Here is a 16,993-nt window from a genome sequence, read left to right as displayed (position 1 = left end):
GTAAGGAAGATGGCAGCAGGTAAAAATCTTAACGATAAGGAGGATGGCAGGCAACTGTCAGGAAATATGAGGACAAAACAGGAAGTACATGAGGCAATAAGGAACAAGGTCGTAGTATCATGCCAGGCACTGGCGGATGAACCTCTGCACAGTGCGTTCATAATGGGGAGGATGGCCTATGCAGCCTTTCTTGGCGGGGCCAGCGGAATAAGGGCCAACAGCGTCGTAGACATCAGGGAGATCAAGAAGACAGTGGACCTTCCGATAATCGGCATCATAAAGCAGGATTACGAGGGTTCTGATGTGTACATAACCCCAACCATGAAGGAAGTTGACGCCCTTTGCGAAGAGGGTGTGGACATCATAGCCATTGATGCTACAATCAGAGTGAGGCCTGATGGTATGACCATAAAGGAGGCATTTCCGCTGATAAGGGCGAAATATCCGGACCAGCTCTTCATGGCTGACTGCTCGGACTTCGAGGAGGCGAAGCTTGCAGCCGAGCTCGGGTTCGACTATATCGGAAGCACCATGGCAGGATATACCCCTTATACTGAGGGGAGGGAGCTTCCAGCACTGGACCTTATCGAAAGGATGGTCAGGGAGCTTGACAAGCCGGTAATCGCTGAAGGCGGAATATCGACTCCTGAGGAGCTCAGGGCCGTGCTTGACCTTGGCGTCCATAGTGCAGTAGTAGGTTCTGCTATAACAAGGCCTATGGAGATCACCAAGAGGTTCATCGCGGCAGCTTACAAATAGGAGGCAGTGAAATGAGGATACTTTGTGCTGATGTAGGAGGCACATCTATAAAGCTTGGGATGGTTACGGGTGATGGTGAGATCTCCGGTCTCACCGAGGTTCCGACCGAGGGGAAAAAGGGCGGAGCCCGCGTCATGGAGAACCTGATCTCAGGGCTGGAGGCCTTCGAAGGCTATGATGCCATCGGCATAAGCACCGCAGGGCAGGTAGACAGGGAAAAAGGCAGCATAATCTATGCCAATGACAACATTCCAGGCTATACCGGAACTAAGGTAAAGGATATACTGGAGAAGAGATTCAAAAGACCTGTTGAAGTCGAGAACGACGTAAACTGCGCAGCACTCGGCGAGGGGTGGCTTGGAGCAGGCAAGGGAATGACCGACTACCTGTGCCTCACATATGGCACCGGCATAGGCGGAGCCATAGTCCTTGGCGGAAGGCTTTACAGGGGAGTCGGAGGATCCGCCGGAGAATTCGGGCATATGATCCTTCATCCTGGAGGAAGGGAATGCTCCTGCGGCAAGAAAGGCTGCTATGAGGCATATGCTTCAGCAAGACTTCTGGTTGAGCTGGCAAGGGAAAAGGACCCATCCGTTTCAAACGGAAGGGAACTGTTCGCAAGGATCGCTGAAGGCGATGAAAAGATGGCTGCAGCCCTTGACGAATGGTCAGGTGAGGCGGCGACGGGACTTGCGAGCCTTGTGCATATATTCAATCCTCAGGCACTGATACTTGGCGGCGGCATACTTGAACAGGATGCGGCAGCAGAATCTCTGGAGAAAAATGCAAGGGAGCTCATAATGGACAGCTTCCAGAACGTTAGGTTTTTGAAGGCTGCACTCGGGAATACGGCAGGTCTTTTCGGGGCAGCGACACTCCATATCAAATAGGGGAGGGCATAAAATGCAGAACAGCGATATTTTCACCACCATACACACCACGTACAACTCCTTCACGAACACTGAGAAGAAGGTTGCCGATCAGATAATCAAGAACAGGACAGAGGTCATATACATGTCCATAACAGACCTGGCGGACAGGTGCGGTGTAGGTGAATCAAGCATTTTCAGGTTCTGCAAGACTCTGGGCTTCAAGGGCTATCAGGAATTCAAGATAGCGATGGCACACAGCCTGAACTCAGAGGAAGAGGCACCCCAGATCGACAAGGAGATACTAAGGAACGACAGTCTGGAAGACCTTACTGCAAAGGTGAAGAACACCAATATAAGCGCACTTGACGAGACACACAGCCTTATTAACTATGCGAACCTTGACAAGGCTGTGAGCCTTCTTGTGGCAGCTGAAAGGATAAGGTTCTTTGGAGTTGGTGCATCGCTTATCACTGCAATGGAAGGCTACAACAAGTTCCTGAGGATCACAGGCAAGTCAGAATTTACCGTTGACCAGCATCTTCAGGCCATGACCGCATCCCTGATGACTGAGAGGGATGTAGCCGTCATAATATCATATTCCGGATCCACCAAGGATACCATAGAGGTGGCGCGAGCCGTCAAAGAGGCGGGAGCGAAGACTATCTGCATAACAAGGTTCGTGAAATCACCGCTTACCGCATATTCGGACATTACGCTGCTTTGCGGAGCGAATGAAGGTCCGCTTCAGGGAGGTTCGCTGTCTGCGAAGATCGCACAGCTCTATCTTCTTGATGTGCTGTATTTCGAGTATTTCAAGAGGACCTTCGATATATCCGCGGCAAACAAGGAGAAGACGGCAAAGGCTGTCGTCGAGAAACTGCTTTAGGAGGAACAGATGAAGATAATAAAGGCAAAAGACTATAAGGACATGAGCAGGAAAGCTGCAAACATAATATCAGCTCAGGTCATCCTGTATCCGAACAGCGTGCTGGGACTCGCTACCGGTTCATCACCTATAGGAACCTACGAGCAGCTTGTTGAATGGTTCAACAAGGGTGACGTTGATTTCTCAGGTGTAAGGACAGTGAACCTTGATGAGTACAGGGGGCTTGACGGCTCAAATGAACAGAGCTACAGGCATTTCATGGACGAGCACCTCTTTGACCTGGTGAACATAGACAAGTCGAAGACCTTCGTACCCAACGGTCTCGCTGAAGACCCGGAAGCCGAGTGCAAAAGGTATGACGCACTCATCGAGTCACTTGGTGGCATAGACCTCCAGCTCCTTGGAATAGGACACAACGGGCACATAGGCTTCAATGAGCCAAGCGAAGCGTTTGACAAGACGACCCACCTTGTAGACCTGAAGCCCGAGACGATAGAGGCAAACACAAGGTTCTTCGGAAATGCCGAAGATGTTCCGAAGCAGGCGTATACCATGGGAATAAAGAGCATAATGCAGGCGAAGAAGATAGTGCTTATCGTAAGCAGTGAAGATAAGGCTGAGATACTTAAGAAGGCACTTTACGGACCGGTCACCCCTGAGGTACCGGGATCGATACTTCAGCTTCACCCGGACCTTACCGTGGTGACCTGCACAACATAAAAAACATGTATTTAGTAAAGAGGTGAGTGACCCATTTGGGTTGTTTGCCTCTTTTTGTCCGTACGGGAGAATGGAATTAATCCCATACTTACATAAATATGCCTTCTTTCTAAGTAAGGAAGGGGGATATATAATCAGGGGAAAGGGATTTGGGAGGTAGTCAAAATGCTTGGAGAACAAAGGCTAATAAGGTTCACAGAAGAGAATTATGGGAAACAGATCACGAAGGTGAACGACAGGATATATCATTTCCTCGGCTTTGACCACAGCAATGCTGTTGCCATAATTGGGGATACTTCCGTAATACTTGTGGATACCCTCGACAGCGATGGATGCGCTGAAGAAATGAAGGCAGAGCTCCTTAAGATAACTGACAAGCCCGTCAGGACTATAATATACACCCATGGCCATCCGGACCACAGGGGTGGAGCTGGCGCGTTCCGTGAGACAGCTGAGGAGATCATTGCGTTCCTGCCCCAGAAGCCGATCCTTAAGCATTACGACAGGCTGAACGGCATACTTGCGAAAAGAGGCACCTATCAGCATGGCTACGGACTTACCGATGAAGAGGCCATCTGCCAGGGGATCGGAATACGTGAAGGGAAGGAGACAGGAAAGGGCAGGTATGACTTCATAAATCCTACAACATCATATAGCGATAAGGTCGTTGAACGGATTATTGATGGTGTCAGAATTAGGCTGGTCAGTGCCATAGGTGAATCAGATGACCAGATTTACATATGGCTTGAGGACGACAGGGTGATCTGCACAGGTGACAATTACTACGGCTGCTGGCCGAACCTATATGCGATAAGGGGGACCCAGTACAGGGACATAGCGACGTGGATCGATTCGCTGGATGAGATCTTGTCCTATGATTCGGCTGCACTATTGCCTGGCCACACGAAGCCGCTGATTGGGAATGAACTCATAAGGGAGCAGGTGGGGACTTTCAGAGATGCTATCGAATTTGTCCTTCTTACGACTCTGGGTTGCATGAACAGGGGAATGACCATGAGTGAAGCCGTGGAACATGTGAAGCTGCCTATGAGGTTCGCTGATAAGGATTATCTCGGTGAATACTATGGAACTGTAGAATGGTCGGTCAGGAGCATATTTACTGGCTATCTTGGCTGGTTCGACGGGAATCCAGCTAAGCTTATGCCTGTAAGTGACAGGGAAATCAATAAGGTGTTGCTTGAAATGATAGGTGAGGAAAAACTGCTGGTAAAGATCAGGGAATGCATGGAAAAGGAAGAGTATCAGCTGGCATTGCAGCTGTTGGAGCTTACTGAAAATAACGACCTGAATAAAGAAGCCCTTCTCATGCGTGCGAAGCAGATGACCTCCGCCAATGCCAGGCACTACCTGATTGCAAGCGCAAAGGAAATTTAGTCTGAATGTATAAAATCAAGTAAGTCATTGAATAGGTTATAATGCAGAAAGCCATGAACGCGATATCATGACTTTCTGCTTTTTGCGAGTATAATTATTGAAAAATATGATCGAGTAGAACTGTATTGAGTCCATTGGAAGGCAGTTGATATCCTAGACCACAGAGGTATTGATTTAGTATGATTTGTACACTACAATTTGGGTGTAACATTAAGAATGAATGCAACATTCAATTGATGGGGGTATGGATATGATCAAGAAAGAAGAGCTTCCGGTATGTCCGGTGGCAGCTACGGTAAATCTCATCGGCAGCAAGTGGAAGCTTCTGATAATGAGGAATCTTCTTGGAAGACCTTGGCGCTTCAACGAGCTTCACAAATCACTTGAGGGAATAAGCCAGAAGGTACTCACAGACAGCCTTCGTTCCATGGAATCAGATGGAATCATTACGCGTACTGTTTATCCTGAGGTTCCACCCAGGGTCGAATATTCACTTTCAGAGCTTGGGGAAACCATGCAACCGATAATCAGTTCGATGGAACAATGGGGAAAGGGGTATCAGGAGCTTGTGAACAAGCAGGTTTGATTCTCTATCTAAGAAATCAGATCTGGCTTAATAGATCGGAATGATATGGGCTGTATAATAGTATTTCTATCTCTAACTATTTTGCTGATATGGAGGAAGGAATGAAATTTTTAATAGGGAACTCACATGGGAGCAGAGTGCTGGCTTCAAATCCTGTAAGAAGCTCTTGCCCGGTTTGTGGCAATGAAGGCACTTCTGTCGGTGTAATGACTGTGGAACATCTTGTAACAGATAGAGATTTGGTTCGGGGAGAGAAGTACAGGACCTGCATGAATGAGGATTGTGACGTCGTTTATTTCGATTCGGATAATGGAAGTACATTAACTAAGAATCAGGTTATAGTGCCAATATGGTTCAAAAGAGGCGCGGATCCTAAGTATGCCTGCTACTGCAGCCAGGTGACGGAAGCTCAGGTAATTGAAGCTGTTGAACATGGTGCGAGAACAGTCTCTGAGGTGAACGCTGCAACAGGAGCGATGAAAAATTCTAATTGCAAAAAGAACAATCCGCTTGGAGTATGCTGCCACAAGATTATTCAGGAAGTTTTAGATAGACAAGAATTAACGAAAAGTCCAATTAATCCTTTCACAAAGCAATAGGTTGGCAATCATGCTAACAAACCCGTAGTCCGGCATAATATATGAAGCGGCTACGGGTTTTTTGCTGTGTTACCTGATTGTTTCTACCGCCCATAATGGGAGATTCAATAACCAGTCATCTCTCCTGTAATCTGCCATAGAGGTGCGGATTGACATGTTCGGTTTGTACTTGTCACGGTAAACCTTCATGCTTTTTGACTGGAGATTTTCAGCTGCCTTTACCTCCAGAGGGGTTATATAAGTTCCATTGTCGATGACAAAATCGACCTCTGATGTTCCTCGTTCAGCTGACCAATAATATGTATCGATCCCGTCAAGGGTCTTCAGTTGCTGGAGAACGTACTGCTCAGTCAATGCTCCTTTGAATTCCCTGAACAGATTGTTGCCTTCAAGCAGAACAACCTGCCGGAGGCCTGTCATGCACGAAAGCAATCCTACATCAAGCAAGTATAGCTTGAATGCCTTTAAGTCTTCGTAAGCCTTTAGTGGCAGACTTGGTGTAACAACTCGCTGTATCTTGTGGACAAGCCCGCAATCCGTGAGCCAAAGCATGGCGATCTCGTATTCCTTTGCTCTTGCTCCTTCTTTGATCAGACCATAAATGAATTTCTTGTTTTCTTTGGCAAGTTGCGCAGGGATGCTGTTCCAAAGCATCCTTATACTTGGAACCACATTATTCGGAGCATGTTTCGAAAAGTCCTGTTCATAAGCATCCAGGATGTGTTTCTGGATTTCACGAGCCATGTTGAAATCCCTGTTCCTGGAAAAATCATGTACTACCTCTGGCATACCACCTATGAAGTAGTACTGCTTCAGGAGATCAATAAAATCCTGATTGAATGTATTCGCCATTTCAAAATCTCCTTTTTCAAGGAGTGCTGCATGCTGGTCTTTACCCATTGCATGTATAAACTCAAGGAATGACATTGGATACATGTCAAGAAACTCAACTTTACCAACTGGAAAGGATGTTCCATGATGAAGCGCAATACCTAAAAGACTGCCGGCACAGATAATATTATACTGAGGGGCATTCTCATGAAAATACTTGAGGCTGGTAAGTGCCTTAGGAACCTCCTGGATCTCATCAAAAATAAGCAATGTATCCTGTGGATCAATTTTGTGTCCAGAATACAATTCCAGGCCTGTAACCAGTCGCTCAACTTCGAGACTACCTTCGAAAAGATTGCTCATTCTTTCGTTATTATCAAAGTTTATATATACTACATTTTCATATTCGTTAGCCCCAAATTCCTTCATAAGCCAGGTTTTCCCTACCTGACGCGCTCCGCGGATAATAAGTGGCTTTCGATTGACTTTAGCTTTCCATGCCTTTAGTTTTTTCATCGCAGAACGGTACATTCAATCACATCCCATTAATTCTAAAGACATCATAGCACATTGGCACAAAAATACAAAGGACTTTTTGAGATATATTACAAAAATACAAAGGACTTTTTGTGATTATTACTGCATTTTACAAATGACTTTTTGTGGTATTGCTGCTGGGAGCGATAAACAAGGGATCTGAACAAATTCAAATCCCTTGTTTGGGAACAGTAATTGGACTATGCCTGATACGGCTTCCTGTATAGGTCGGCTTTCTTCAATCCGTTTTTTTTGGCCATTGGCAACCATGTCCTTCCACCCATGAAAAGATACAGACGTCTCGGGAAGCTGATGGGGATGATGAAATTATCGATATTTTGAAGAACATCTCTTCCGATATCTTCGGATATTGCTGAAAATGCTTCCTTCAGGCTGTTCAGGGGCTTTTTTGTGGCGGATGAATTTTCCATGCTTAGCAGAAGAGGACCGCCTCCTACAAGCACTCCGAATCGGAACTGCGCATTAATGTGCCTGCAGAAGCTTTGGATCACTCTGACAGCCTCAAGGTTGACTTCAGGCTCAGGATATCCGCTGTTGACAATGGCGTAAACCCTGGGACCTCTTTCAGGTATGCCACTCTGCATGCAGAAAGTGTAGAGATCCTCCAGGTATCGGATAAGCATACCGGGAAGACCGAACATGTAGAGTGGGGAAGAGATTATGACTGCATCAGAATTCATGATGACTTCAAAGTCCTTCTGGCTACTATGGTTCACCATGCTCTTTTGGACATCGATGATTATCCTGTTTGCATCGTTGAAGTGATTCGAGGCAATGTCAATCAGGTGTCTTGAAGTCGATGGTTCACCTATCTTTGGACTGCCGTTTATAAACACTATGTTTTTCATAACTCTCCACCAGCCTTCCCAAGCCTTATTCTGCCCAAAGCTTCGGTAATGTCACGATCGGCTCCCTGATAAACCATGACGTCAAAGCTTTTTCGATGCTTCATTGTGACATCCTTGAAAAGCTGGACATCCTCTTCTGACACCTGATTTCCATAACCCAAAATGATCTGCTTTGGATGTTCATCATATCTCAACGCATTACCTGTAGAACCGTCAGCTCTGGTAATCATAAAGGGAAGCTCGTTCTGGAGCAGCCTGTCGAGGATATTCTTTATATTCGAACTGTAGTGTCCAAAATAACCGGACTCAGATAAACGACAACATCACTTGCTGCAAAGCTCTTGCTGATTTTTGGCATCAGGTCGCTGATTACGCAGTCGCCAGGACTTTTTGTCCAGCAGTCAAAACACCCGCTGCAGTATTCAAGGTCATCGCTTCCTACTTCAATCATATTCGTCTCAAGCCCTTTACCACTGAGAAACGCAACAGTAAGTTCACTAAGTTTCTGGTATTGTTCATTCTTATGCTCTTTGTCGGAAATAACCGTCGCTTTCATGAGGCTCCCTTCTTTACGCAATGCGTAAAACCTTTGGTGCGAATGACTACGCTGAGGCAAATTTAGCATTTAAAAACATGTCATTTTGTACAGTTAAGCTGGTTACAAGATTTGTCTAATAACAGGAATGTTAAGAGAAGTGCATTAGTAGTGACAATGCTATAACTGTGTACAAGCTCCAACAATAGTATAGCACTATGAGTTTTTTGAGTATGAAAATTTTGGGAATTTTCTGACAATCAATTATTACATTGTTCAATTATTTGGATGAATTTGGTTTTGAACAATCGAAATAGCACATAATATTTCTGCGGGAGCATGTGGTCTTATTGTTGCAGTAGAATATAAAGCTTTAATTCTAAACTGAAATAGGTAGTTTAACTTAGGAAAACAATGGTACTCTGAATAAAACAAGTTATAGGGAGGTAGAAAATGAAGCTTGGAGTAATCATCGAAACGAAGGAATTCGAGAAAGCGTGGAATGCAATGAGGTTTGCAGTTACAGCTAAGAAGAAAGGAAATGAGGTCAAGGTCTTTCTAATGGGTGAGGGTGTGGAGATCGAGTATCTTACCCATGAGAAGTATGATGTGGCTGCGCAGGTAAAGGCCTTCGATGAGCTTGAAGGCGAGATACTGGCATGCGGGACCTGCCTGAAGTCAAGGGGAATGAATGGTACTGATGTATGTCCGATAAATACCATGATCGACTGTGTTGAGATGGTAGAGTGGGCCGACAAGGTGGTCACATTCTAGGAAATGCAGTCCGATAGTCAGGTAGGATGGGATATGGATACTGAGTCAGATGATATTGGTTGAGTTTAGTGCTGATTTAGGTAGAATAATTCAGTGCGTTAGGACAATACCATGTTTTTTAATGAAATTTCAAAAATCTGAAAATTATGTTGACAATATGGGAACATCCTGCAATAATATGTGTTAATTCAATATCATAAACCTAAGACGTGGGGATAAAAACAGACCGTGCACTTACAGAGAACCGGGTAAGCTGAGATTCCGGCAGAACGCAGACTGTTAAATGGGCCACCGAGGGCGCAGCGAAAGGAGAGATCCAAGTATCCTGTGACGTAGGGCATACGTGAGTTGCCGGGGATATGTCAGTATCCCGCAAAGATTGCACAGGCTTATTTCTCATACCTGTGTGAAGCAAGGTGGTACCGTGGGTTATGCCCGCCCTTGACAGTGATTGTCAAGGGCGGGCTTTTATATTTTGGAGGTGGAAAGATGTACAGACCAGGAATTGAAGAAGCAATAAGACTTACTGGAGAATATAGAAGAATACCTGTGAGCCGGGAGATACTGTCTGATATTCGGACTCCGATGGAGGTCCTGTCAGCGCTGATGGCTAAAAGCAGGCACTGCTTCATACTCGAAAGCATGGAGAACCCTGAGAACTGGGGCAGATACACATTCCTGGGATTTGATCCAAGGCTCGAGATCTCATGTACTGATGGAAACCTCAATGTAACAGGTGATGACGGATACGAGACATTCACGATGGAGCCTGGTAAGCATATCAGGAGAATACTACAGGAGAATGAAAGCCCAAGGCTTCCATACCTGCCGCCATTCTCAGGCGGCCTTGTAGGATACTTCTCCTATGATTACCTGAAGTACCAGGAGAGAAGCCTCAGCCTGGATGCCAGGGATGAGGAGGGTCTGAAGGATGTTGACCTCATGCTTTTTGACAAGGTCATAGCTTTCGACAACCTGAGGCAGAAGATATCGGTGATAGTGAGCTTTGACAGTAAGGACCGTGAAGAGGGTTATGCAAAAGCATGCAGAGAGATCGAGGACATCATCGAGATCGTCAGAAGCGGTGAGAAGGCTGTAAGACCAAAGCTGAGGCTAAGGTCTGATTTTCACCAGATGCATGACAGGGACGAATTCTGCAGGATGGTTGAAAAGGCGAAGGACCATATCAGGGAAGGGGACATTTTCCAGGTGGTGCTTTCAAACAGGATGCATGCAGAGGCTGAAGGAAGCCTGCTTGATACCTACAGGATGCTTCGTACCACAAACCCTTCGCCATACATGTTCTACCTTGGAAGCGACGATATGGAGATAGCAGGAGCCTCTCCTGAGACACTTGTTACCTTGAGGGACGGGGTTCTTAAGACATTCCCGCTGGCCGGTACAAGGCCGAGGGGGAAGGAGGCGGCTGAGGATGAAAGGCTGAAGAAGGAGCTCCTATCAGACAAGAAGGAGCTCTCCGAGCATAACATGCTGGTGGACCTTGGAAGGAACGACCTTGGGAGGATCAGTGAATTCGGTTCCGTTGTGGTTGAAGAATACCTGGAAGTACTTAAGTTCTCACACGTCATGCACATAGGGTCAACGGTGAAGGGAACCATAAGGAAGGAACTGGGGGCAATGGATGCAATTGAAGCTGTGCTTCCGGCAGGTACTCTGTCAGGTGCACCTAAGATCAGGGCGTGCGAGATAATAAACGGGCTTGAGGACTGCAAGAGGGGACTTTACGGAGGGGCCATAGGCTACCTGGACTTTTCCGGGAACATGGATACATGCATCGCTATAAGGACCGCCTTCAAGAAGAACGGCAGGGTTTTCGTAAGGTCAGGTGCAGGGATAGTGGCGGACAGCGTGCCGGAATCGGAATTCTTGGAATGTGCGAACAAGGCGAGGGCAGTGATTGAAGCAATCAAAGGCTCACAGGAGGTTTGAGATGATACTACTTATTGACAACTATGACAGCTTTTCATACAACCTGTTCCAGCTGACTGGTTCAATAGATCCGGACGTTATGGTCGTGAGGAATGATGAAGTGACAGTAGAGGATATTGAAAGGCTTGAGCCAAGGGCTATCATAATATCGCCGGGTCCGGGAAAACCGTCTGATGCAGGAATATGCATCGAAGCGGTAAGGCATTTTGCCGGCAGGGTACCGATACTTGGTGTCTGTCTTGGACATCAGGCTATATGCGAGGCATTCGGGGCCACCGTGTCCTATGCCAAAGAGCTCATGCATGGAAAGCAGTCGGAGATCACTGTCGATAACAGCTGCTTACTTTTCAGGGGTCTGCCTGGAAAGATAGATGCAGCGAGGTACCATTCGCTGGCTGCACTGGGAGACACGATCCCTGATGAGCTTATAGTGACTGCAAGGACAGAGGATGGAGAGGTAATGGCAATAAGGCACAGGAACTTCAGCGTATACGGAGTCCAGTTCCATCCCGAATCGATACTTACACCGATGGGAAGGACAATTCTTGAGAATTTTCTTGGAGGGACAGACAAATGATAAAAGAAGCGATAGGAATGCTGATGGACGGTAAGGACCTGGACGACGAAACGGCAAGGTCAGCCATGGAAGAGATCATGGATGGGATCGCAACCCCGTCACAGATAGGGAGCTTCCTTACCGCCATAAGGCTTAAAGGCGAAAGCGTAGAGGAGATAACCTCGTTTGCAGAGGTCATGAGGGAAAAGGCACTGAAGGTAAGGTCGGACCTTAAAGCCATGGACATAGTCGGAACAGGAGGGGACCTTGCAGGCACGTTCAACATATCGACTACGACTGCGTTTGTGGTGGCGGCCGCAGGTGTCAGGGTTGCAAAGCATGGAAACAGGGGAGTCTCAAGCAGGAGCGGAGCGGCGGACGTGCTTGAATGCCTTGGTGTCAACATTGCCACCGGCAATGAGAGAGCGGCGGAGATACTCGACGAGCACGGGATATGCTTCATGTTCGCACCAAGCTACCATTCATCGATGAAGCATGCGGCACCTGTCAGAAGGGAGCTTGGGATAAGGACAGTATTCAACATCCTGGGACCTCTTGCTAACCCTGCAGGAGCAAAGCTCCAGCTGATGGGGGTCTACCATGAGGACCTTGTGGAACCTCTGGCAAAGGTGCTTTCAAACCTTGGTGTGGAAAGGGGGATGGTCATCTGCGGCGGAGACGGGCTTGATGAGGCGACACTCACAACCACAACAAAATTCTGTGAGATAAGGGATGGGAAGCTGACTTCAGGAACCATTGACCCTCGTGAGCTTGGCCTCAGGCTTTGCATGCCGGAGGACCTTGTTGGAGGAAATCCTGAAGAGAACGCTGTGATAACCGAAAGGATCCTTTCAGGTCTGGAGAGAGGCCCGAAAAGGGATGTGGTGCTGCTCAATGCGGCGCTCTGCCTGTACATCGCAGGAGTCGCAGATACGGTCAGGGAAGGTATCCTGATCGCTGGGGAAACAATAGACAAAGGAGATGCGATTGGGAAGCTCAAGGCGCTCATATCAGCATCACAGGAGGTAACCGCATGATTCTTCAGGAGATAGCGGACAGCACCAGGGAAAGGGTTGGGGAACTGATGAAGGTCAGGCCTTTTGAGGTGGTCAAGGCTGAGGCGATGGCTTTGGAACCGGATACGGGTTTTCCTTTCGAGGAGGCTTTAAGGGCGAAAGGACTCTCCTACATATGTGAGGTGAAGAAGGCGTCGCCGTCAAAGGGCTTGATAGCCAAAGATTTCGACCATCTTGCCATAGCAATTGAATACGAGAAGGCAGGGGCTGCCGCAATTTCAGTGCTGACAGAGCCGACCTGGTTTCTGGGAAGTGACGAATACCTTAAGGATATCGCAGGGAATGTCAGTATTCCGGTCCTAAGGAAGGACTTCACTGTAAGCAGCTACCAGATCTACGAGGCCAAGGTTATTGGAGCATCAGCGGCTCTCCTCATCTGTTCATTGCTTGACGACAGTACGCTTGCGGAATACATAGGGATTGCCCACTCCTTAGGCCTCTCCGCTCTTGTGGAGGTCCATGACGAGGAGGAGGCAAGGTCAGCTGTTCGGGCCGGTGCAAGGATAATAGGAGTAAACAACAGGGACCTGAAGACATTTGAGGTAGACCTTGGAACAAGCGCGAGGCTCAGGAGTCTGATACCTGAAGGGACGTTATTCGTTTCTGAAAGCGGCATCAGGACAAGGGAGGACATTGAAGTGCTCGAGAAAATCGGTACAGACGCCGTGCTGATCGGAGAGACACTTATGAGGAGTCAGGATAAGAATGAAGAGCTCCTGAAGCTCAAGGGGATGATTTGATGACAAGGCTCAAGATATGCGGACTTTTCAGGGAAGAGGACATTGGCTATGCAAATGAAGTGCATCCGGAATATGCGGGCTTCGTGTTTGCGAAAAGCAGAAGGCAGGTAACACGTGATAAGGCAACGGAGCTGAGGAAGCTGCTGGATCCTTCGATATTGACAGTTGGTGTCTTCGTGGATGAGCAAATCGAGAGGATCCTTGAGATACTTGATGACGGGACCATTTCAATCGTACAGCTGCATGGAAATGAAGATGAGGAATATATAGCAAGGCTAAGGGAAAGGACCAGTGCACAGATAATCAAGGCTGTAAGGCCTGACAGCAGAGAAGATGTGAAAAGGGCTGAATCGAGCATGGCTGACTACATACTTTTCGACAGCGGAGCCGGAACCGGGAAGACCTTTGACTGGAGCCTTCTTGAAGGCTTCAGCAGAGAATATTTCTTAGCCGGAGGACTGAATCAGGGAAACATGGCAGATGCCATAGAATTGCTGGATCCATTCGCTGTGGACCTATCAAGCGGAGTGGAGACAGAAGGGTTCAAGGACCTTGAAAAGATGAAGGAGATAAGGAGGATGGTCAGGAATGGGTGACGGAAGATTTGGAATACACGGCGGCCAGTATGTACCTGAAACGCTCATGAACGAGATAATAAATCTGGAGAAGGCATACAGGGATGCAATGGCTGACCCGGAATTCACAGGCGAGCTGGATGCGCTCCTGAAGGAATATGCAGGAAGGCCATCGCTTCTATATTTCGCGAAAAGGATGACAGAAGACCTTGGAGGGGCGAAGATATATCTGAAGAGGGAGGACCTCAACCATACAGGCTCCCACAAGATCAACAATGTGCTTGGACAGGTGCTCCTTGCAAAGAGGATGGGAAAGACCAGGGTCATAGCCGAGACAGGTGCCGGACAGCATGGAGTTGCTACAGCCACTGCAGCTGCCCTACTGGGACTTGAATGCGAGATATTCATGGGCAGGGAGGATACTGAGAGGCAGGCTCTCAACGTATACAGGATGAAGCTCCTTGGAGCAGCGGTGCATGAGGTGACAAGCGGAACCATGACTCTGAAGGATGCTGTCAACGAGACGATGAGGGAGTGGACGAGAAGGGTCCATGACACTCACTATGTCATCGGATCCGTAATGGGTCCTCACCCGTTCCCGGAGATGGTAGGGGATTTCCAGAGTGTAATAAGCAAAGAGGCAAGGGAGCAGCTCCTGGCGGTTGAGGGAAGGCTTCCTGATACGGTTGTCGCATGCGTTGGAGGCGGCAGCAATGCCATGGGGATGTTCAGGAACTTCATCGGTGATGAAGGTGTGGAGCTTGTTGGCTGCGAGGCTGCAGGAAGAGGCATTTCGAGCGGGATGCATGCAGCGACCCTGTCAACCGGGACTGTAGGCGTATTCCATGGCATGAAGTCCTACTTCTGCCAGGATGACGAAGGACAGATCGCACCTGTATATTCGATCTCTGCAGGCCTTGACTATCCCGGCATAGGACCGGAGCATGCGGACCTTTTTGACAGGGGACGCGCGAAATACGTTCCGGTAACTGACGATGAGGCTGTCAATGCCTTCGAATATCTCGCAAGGACTGAGGGGATAATATGCGCCATCGAGAGTGCCCATGCAGTGGCATACGCAATGAAGGCGGCACCTGATATGCCAAAGGACTCGATAATGATAGTGTGCCTTTCAGGAAGAGGGGACAAGGATGTTGCTGCGATAGCCAGGTACAAGGGGGTGGACCTACATGACGAGGATTGATAAGGCCTTTGAAAACGGAAAGGCATTCATAGGTTTCCTTACCGCAGGTGATCCAGGCATTGAGAAGAGCCTGGAATTCATACTTGAGATGGAGAAGGCAGGAGCCGACCTTGTGGAGATAGGGATACCTTTTTCAGACCCGATGGCCGAGGGACCGGTGATCCAGGAGGCGAACATCAGGGCGTTGAAGGCAGGAACAGACCTCAGCAAGGTATTCCAGCTGGTAGAGGAGGTAAGGAAGGTATCAGAGATACCGCTTGTATTCCTTACCTACCTTAATCCGGTTTTCAAGACTGGATACAGTGAGTTCTTTGGAAGGTGCAGGAAATCAGGAATTGACGGTATCATAATACCGGACCTGCCATTCGAGGAGAAGGGGGAGGTCGCAGGAATAGCAAAAGAGAACGGCATAGACATCATCTCACTAATTGCCCCCACATCGGAAAAAAGGATAAGGATGATCGCTGAGAAATCATCAGGCTTCCTGTACATTGTCTCATCAATGGGAGTTACAGGAGTTAGGAGCGAGATAAGGACTGATTTGAGATCAATAGTCGAAGCGGCAAGGGAGGCAACAGATACAAAGATCGCAGTGGGATTCGGGATAAGCAGCCCTGAACAGGCGAAGGGGATATCTGAATATGCTGACGGCGTGATAGTAGGCAGTGCGATTGTGAAGATCATTGCGGAGCATGGGGATGCTGCGGGCAGATACATATATGAATACGTGAAGTCGATGAAGGAAGCGTTAAGGTGAAGAGATGATCGTCAATGTGAATGGCATGGACATATTCTATGAGAAGACCGGTGAAGGAAGTCCCGTTGTACTTCTTCACGGGAATGGGGAGGACCACGGCATATTCGATGTGCTTTCGGACGAACTGTCGATTGACCATGCAGTGTATGCCATGGACAGCAGAGGACATGGCAGGAGTGGGAAGGCTAGGGAGCTTTCGTATGAGAGCATGATGGAGGATACTGCGCGACTGATAAGGCACCTTGGCCTTAACAGGCCTTTTGTCTATGGCTTCAGCGATGGAGGGATAATCGCGCTGCTTCTTGCATCCAGGTATCCTGACCTTGTCAGAGGGATCGCAGCAAGCGGTGCGAACCTTGATCCACAGGGAGTCAGGGCTAAGTATATCAGGATACTCAGGGTCATCCATTTCTTTACAAGAAGCAGGAAGGTCAGGATGATGCTCACCCAGCCGGACATCAGCGATGAGGAGCTTGAAAGGATCGATGTGCCCACGCTTATCATCGCAGGAAGCCAGGATATCATAAGGGAAGAGCATACGAGGCATATTGCAGGCTGCATAAGGAACAGCGAGCTGGTGATACTGGAAGGGGAGGGGCATGCAAGCTATGTCGTTCACAGCAGGAAGCTATACGGCATACTGAAGCCTTTTCTGGATAGAATAGAAGGGTAAGGATGATATTGAAAGGGAAGAACCGGAAATGTGCGCATTTCCGGTTCTTCGTATCTTAAGTGAACTTTAGTTTCAGTCCGGTAGTGTATTTTAATTTGT

At 47.9% G+C, this 16,993-nt stretch carries 20 protein-coding genes; 16 read left to right on the top strand and 4 right to left on the bottom strand.

All coding sequences use genetic code 11. The features are described 5' to 3' along the window. Positions 1-66: 66 nt before the first annotated feature. The 7 genes from T472_RS20695 (at position 67) to T472_RS17055 (ending at position 5,817) form a co-directional block, all read left to right on the top strand. Positions 67-759, top strand: coding sequence for an N-acetylmannosamine-6-phosphate 2-epimerase (locus tag T472_RS20695; RefSeq protein WP_040908090.1), 693 nt, complete (start codon positions 67-69; stop codon positions 757-759). A gap of 11 nt (positions 760-770) precedes the next feature. Further along, positions 771-1,649 carry an ROK family protein gene (locus T472_RS17080; protein WP_023384081.1) on the top strand — a complete coding sequence of 293 codons (879 nt, stop codon included), beginning with the start codon at positions 771-773 and terminating at the stop codon, positions 1,647-1,649. A 13-nt stretch (positions 1,650-1,662) separates the two neighbouring features. Next, positions 1,663-2,517, top strand: a complete 855-nt coding sequence (locus tag T472_RS17075; RefSeq protein ID WP_023384084.1) for a MurR/RpiR family transcriptional regulator — start codon at positions 1,663-1,665, stop codon at positions 2,515-2,517. A 9-nt stretch (positions 2,518-2,526) separates the two neighbouring features. Further along, positions 2,527-3,237, top strand: a complete 711-nt coding sequence (nagB, locus tag T472_RS17070; protein WP_023384086.1) for a glucosamine-6-phosphate deaminase — start codon at positions 2,527-2,529, stop codon at positions 3,235-3,237. Positions 3,238-3,402: 165 nt separating this feature from the next. Then, complete coding sequence (locus T472_RS17065) at positions 3,403-4,632, top strand: alkyl/aryl-sulfatase (RefSeq protein ID WP_023384089.1); 1,230 nt, start codon at positions 3,403-3,405, stop codon at positions 4,630-4,632. 250 nt (positions 4,633-4,882) lie between these two features. Next, positions 4,883-5,218: a winged helix-turn-helix transcriptional regulator gene (locus tag T472_RS17060; protein WP_023384091.1), complete on the top strand. Its 336-nt coding sequence runs from the start codon at positions 4,883-4,885 to the stop codon at positions 5,216-5,218. 101 nt (positions 5,219-5,319) lie between these two features. Continuing rightward, complete coding sequence (locus T472_RS17055) at positions 5,320-5,817, top strand: (2Fe-2S)-binding protein (protein ID WP_023384094.1); 498 nt, start codon at positions 5,320-5,322, stop codon at positions 5,815-5,817. A 69-nt stretch (positions 5,818-5,886) separates the two neighbouring features. Here the strand turns inward: T472_RS17055 and T472_RS17050 are convergent, their stop codons facing one another. The 4 genes from T472_RS17050 to T472_RS20420 form a co-directional block, all read right to left on the bottom strand. Next, a complete protein-coding gene (locus T472_RS17050) occupies positions 5,887-7,179 on the bottom strand; it encodes an ATP-binding protein (RefSeq protein ID WP_023384096.1) in 1,293 nt (430 codons plus the stop codon). Between the two features lie 206 nt (positions 7,180-7,385). After that, complete coding sequence (locus T472_RS17045; protein ID WP_023386372.1) at positions 7,386-8,054, bottom strand: NAD(P)H-dependent oxidoreductase; 669 nt, start codon at positions 8,052-8,054, stop codon at positions 7,386-7,388. Continuing rightward, complete coding sequence (locus T472_RS20425; RefSeq protein ID WP_242864829.1) at positions 8,051-8,284, bottom strand: hypothetical protein; 234 nt, start codon at positions 8,282-8,284, stop codon at positions 8,051-8,053. Before T472_RS20425 ends, T472_RS17045 begins: the two co-directional genes overlap by 4 nt. Positions 8,285-8,325: 41 nt before the next feature. After that, entirely contained in the window at positions 8,326-8,610 is a 285-nt protein-coding gene (locus tag T472_RS20420; protein WP_242864828.1) for a flavodoxin family protein, read from the bottom strand. Between the two features lie 432 nt (positions 8,611-9,042). On the opposite strand from T472_RS20420, the gene T472_RS17035 reads away from it, so the two are divergent. The 9 genes from T472_RS17035 to T472_RS16995 all read left to right on the top strand — a co-directional run bounded on the left by T472_RS17035 (position 9,043) and on the right by T472_RS16995 (position 16,894). Further along, the gene (locus T472_RS17035) at positions 9,043-9,363 is read left to right on the top strand and encodes a DsrE family protein (protein ID WP_023386371.1); all 321 of its coding nucleotides are present in this window, start codon (positions 9,043-9,045) and stop codon (positions 9,361-9,363) included. Between the two features lie 489 nt (positions 9,364-9,852). Further along, complete coding sequence (locus T472_RS17030) at positions 9,853-11,313, top strand: anthranilate synthase component I family protein (RefSeq protein ID WP_023386370.1); 1,461 nt, start codon at positions 9,853-9,855, stop codon at positions 11,311-11,313. Position 11,314: 1 nt separating this feature from the next. Then, positions 11,315-11,890 carry an anthranilate synthase component II gene (locus tag T472_RS17025; protein ID WP_023386369.1) on the top strand — a complete coding sequence of 192 codons (576 nt, stop codon included), beginning with the start codon at positions 11,315-11,317 and terminating at the stop codon, positions 11,888-11,890. After that, entirely contained in the window at positions 11,887-12,906 is a 1,020-nt protein-coding gene (gene trpD / locus T472_RS17020) for an anthranilate phosphoribosyltransferase (RefSeq protein ID WP_023386368.1), read from the top strand. Before T472_RS17025 ends, trpD begins: the two co-directional genes overlap by 4 nt. Next, positions 12,903-13,685, top strand: a complete 783-nt coding sequence (gene trpC, locus T472_RS17015; RefSeq protein WP_023386367.1) for an indole-3-glycerol phosphate synthase TrpC — start codon at positions 12,903-12,905, stop codon at positions 13,683-13,685. Before trpD ends, trpC begins: the two co-directional genes overlap by 4 nt. Next, positions 13,685-14,281, top strand: coding sequence for a phosphoribosylanthranilate isomerase (locus tag T472_RS17010; RefSeq protein ID WP_023863744.1), 597 nt, complete (start codon positions 13,685-13,687; stop codon positions 14,279-14,281). The genes trpC and T472_RS17010 overlap by 1 nt, the downstream gene beginning before the upstream one ends. Further along, complete coding sequence (trpB, locus tag T472_RS17005; RefSeq protein WP_023386532.1) at positions 14,274-15,464, top strand: tryptophan synthase subunit beta; 1,191 nt, start codon at positions 14,274-14,276, stop codon at positions 15,462-15,464. The genes T472_RS17010 and trpB overlap by 8 nt, the downstream gene beginning before the upstream one ends. Continuing rightward, the gene (trpA, locus tag T472_RS17000) at positions 15,451-16,221 is read left to right on the top strand and encodes a tryptophan synthase subunit alpha (RefSeq protein WP_023386531.1); all 771 of its coding nucleotides are present in this window, start codon (positions 15,451-15,453) and stop codon (positions 16,219-16,221) included. The genes trpB and trpA overlap by 14 nt, the downstream gene beginning before the upstream one ends. 4 nt (positions 16,222-16,225) lie before the next feature. Continuing rightward, complete coding sequence (locus T472_RS16995; RefSeq protein ID WP_023386529.1) at positions 16,226-16,894, top strand: alpha/beta fold hydrolase; 669 nt, start codon at positions 16,226-16,228, stop codon at positions 16,892-16,894. Positions 16,895-16,993 lie beyond the last annotated feature (99 nt).

This window comes from Youngiibacter fragilis 232.1, assembly GCF_000495435.3.
Classification (GTDB): Bacteria; Bacillota; Clostridia; order Clostridiales; family Clostridiaceae; genus Youngiibacter; species Youngiibacter fragilis.
This window is presented reverse-complemented; position numbering and strand designations above follow the sequence as displayed.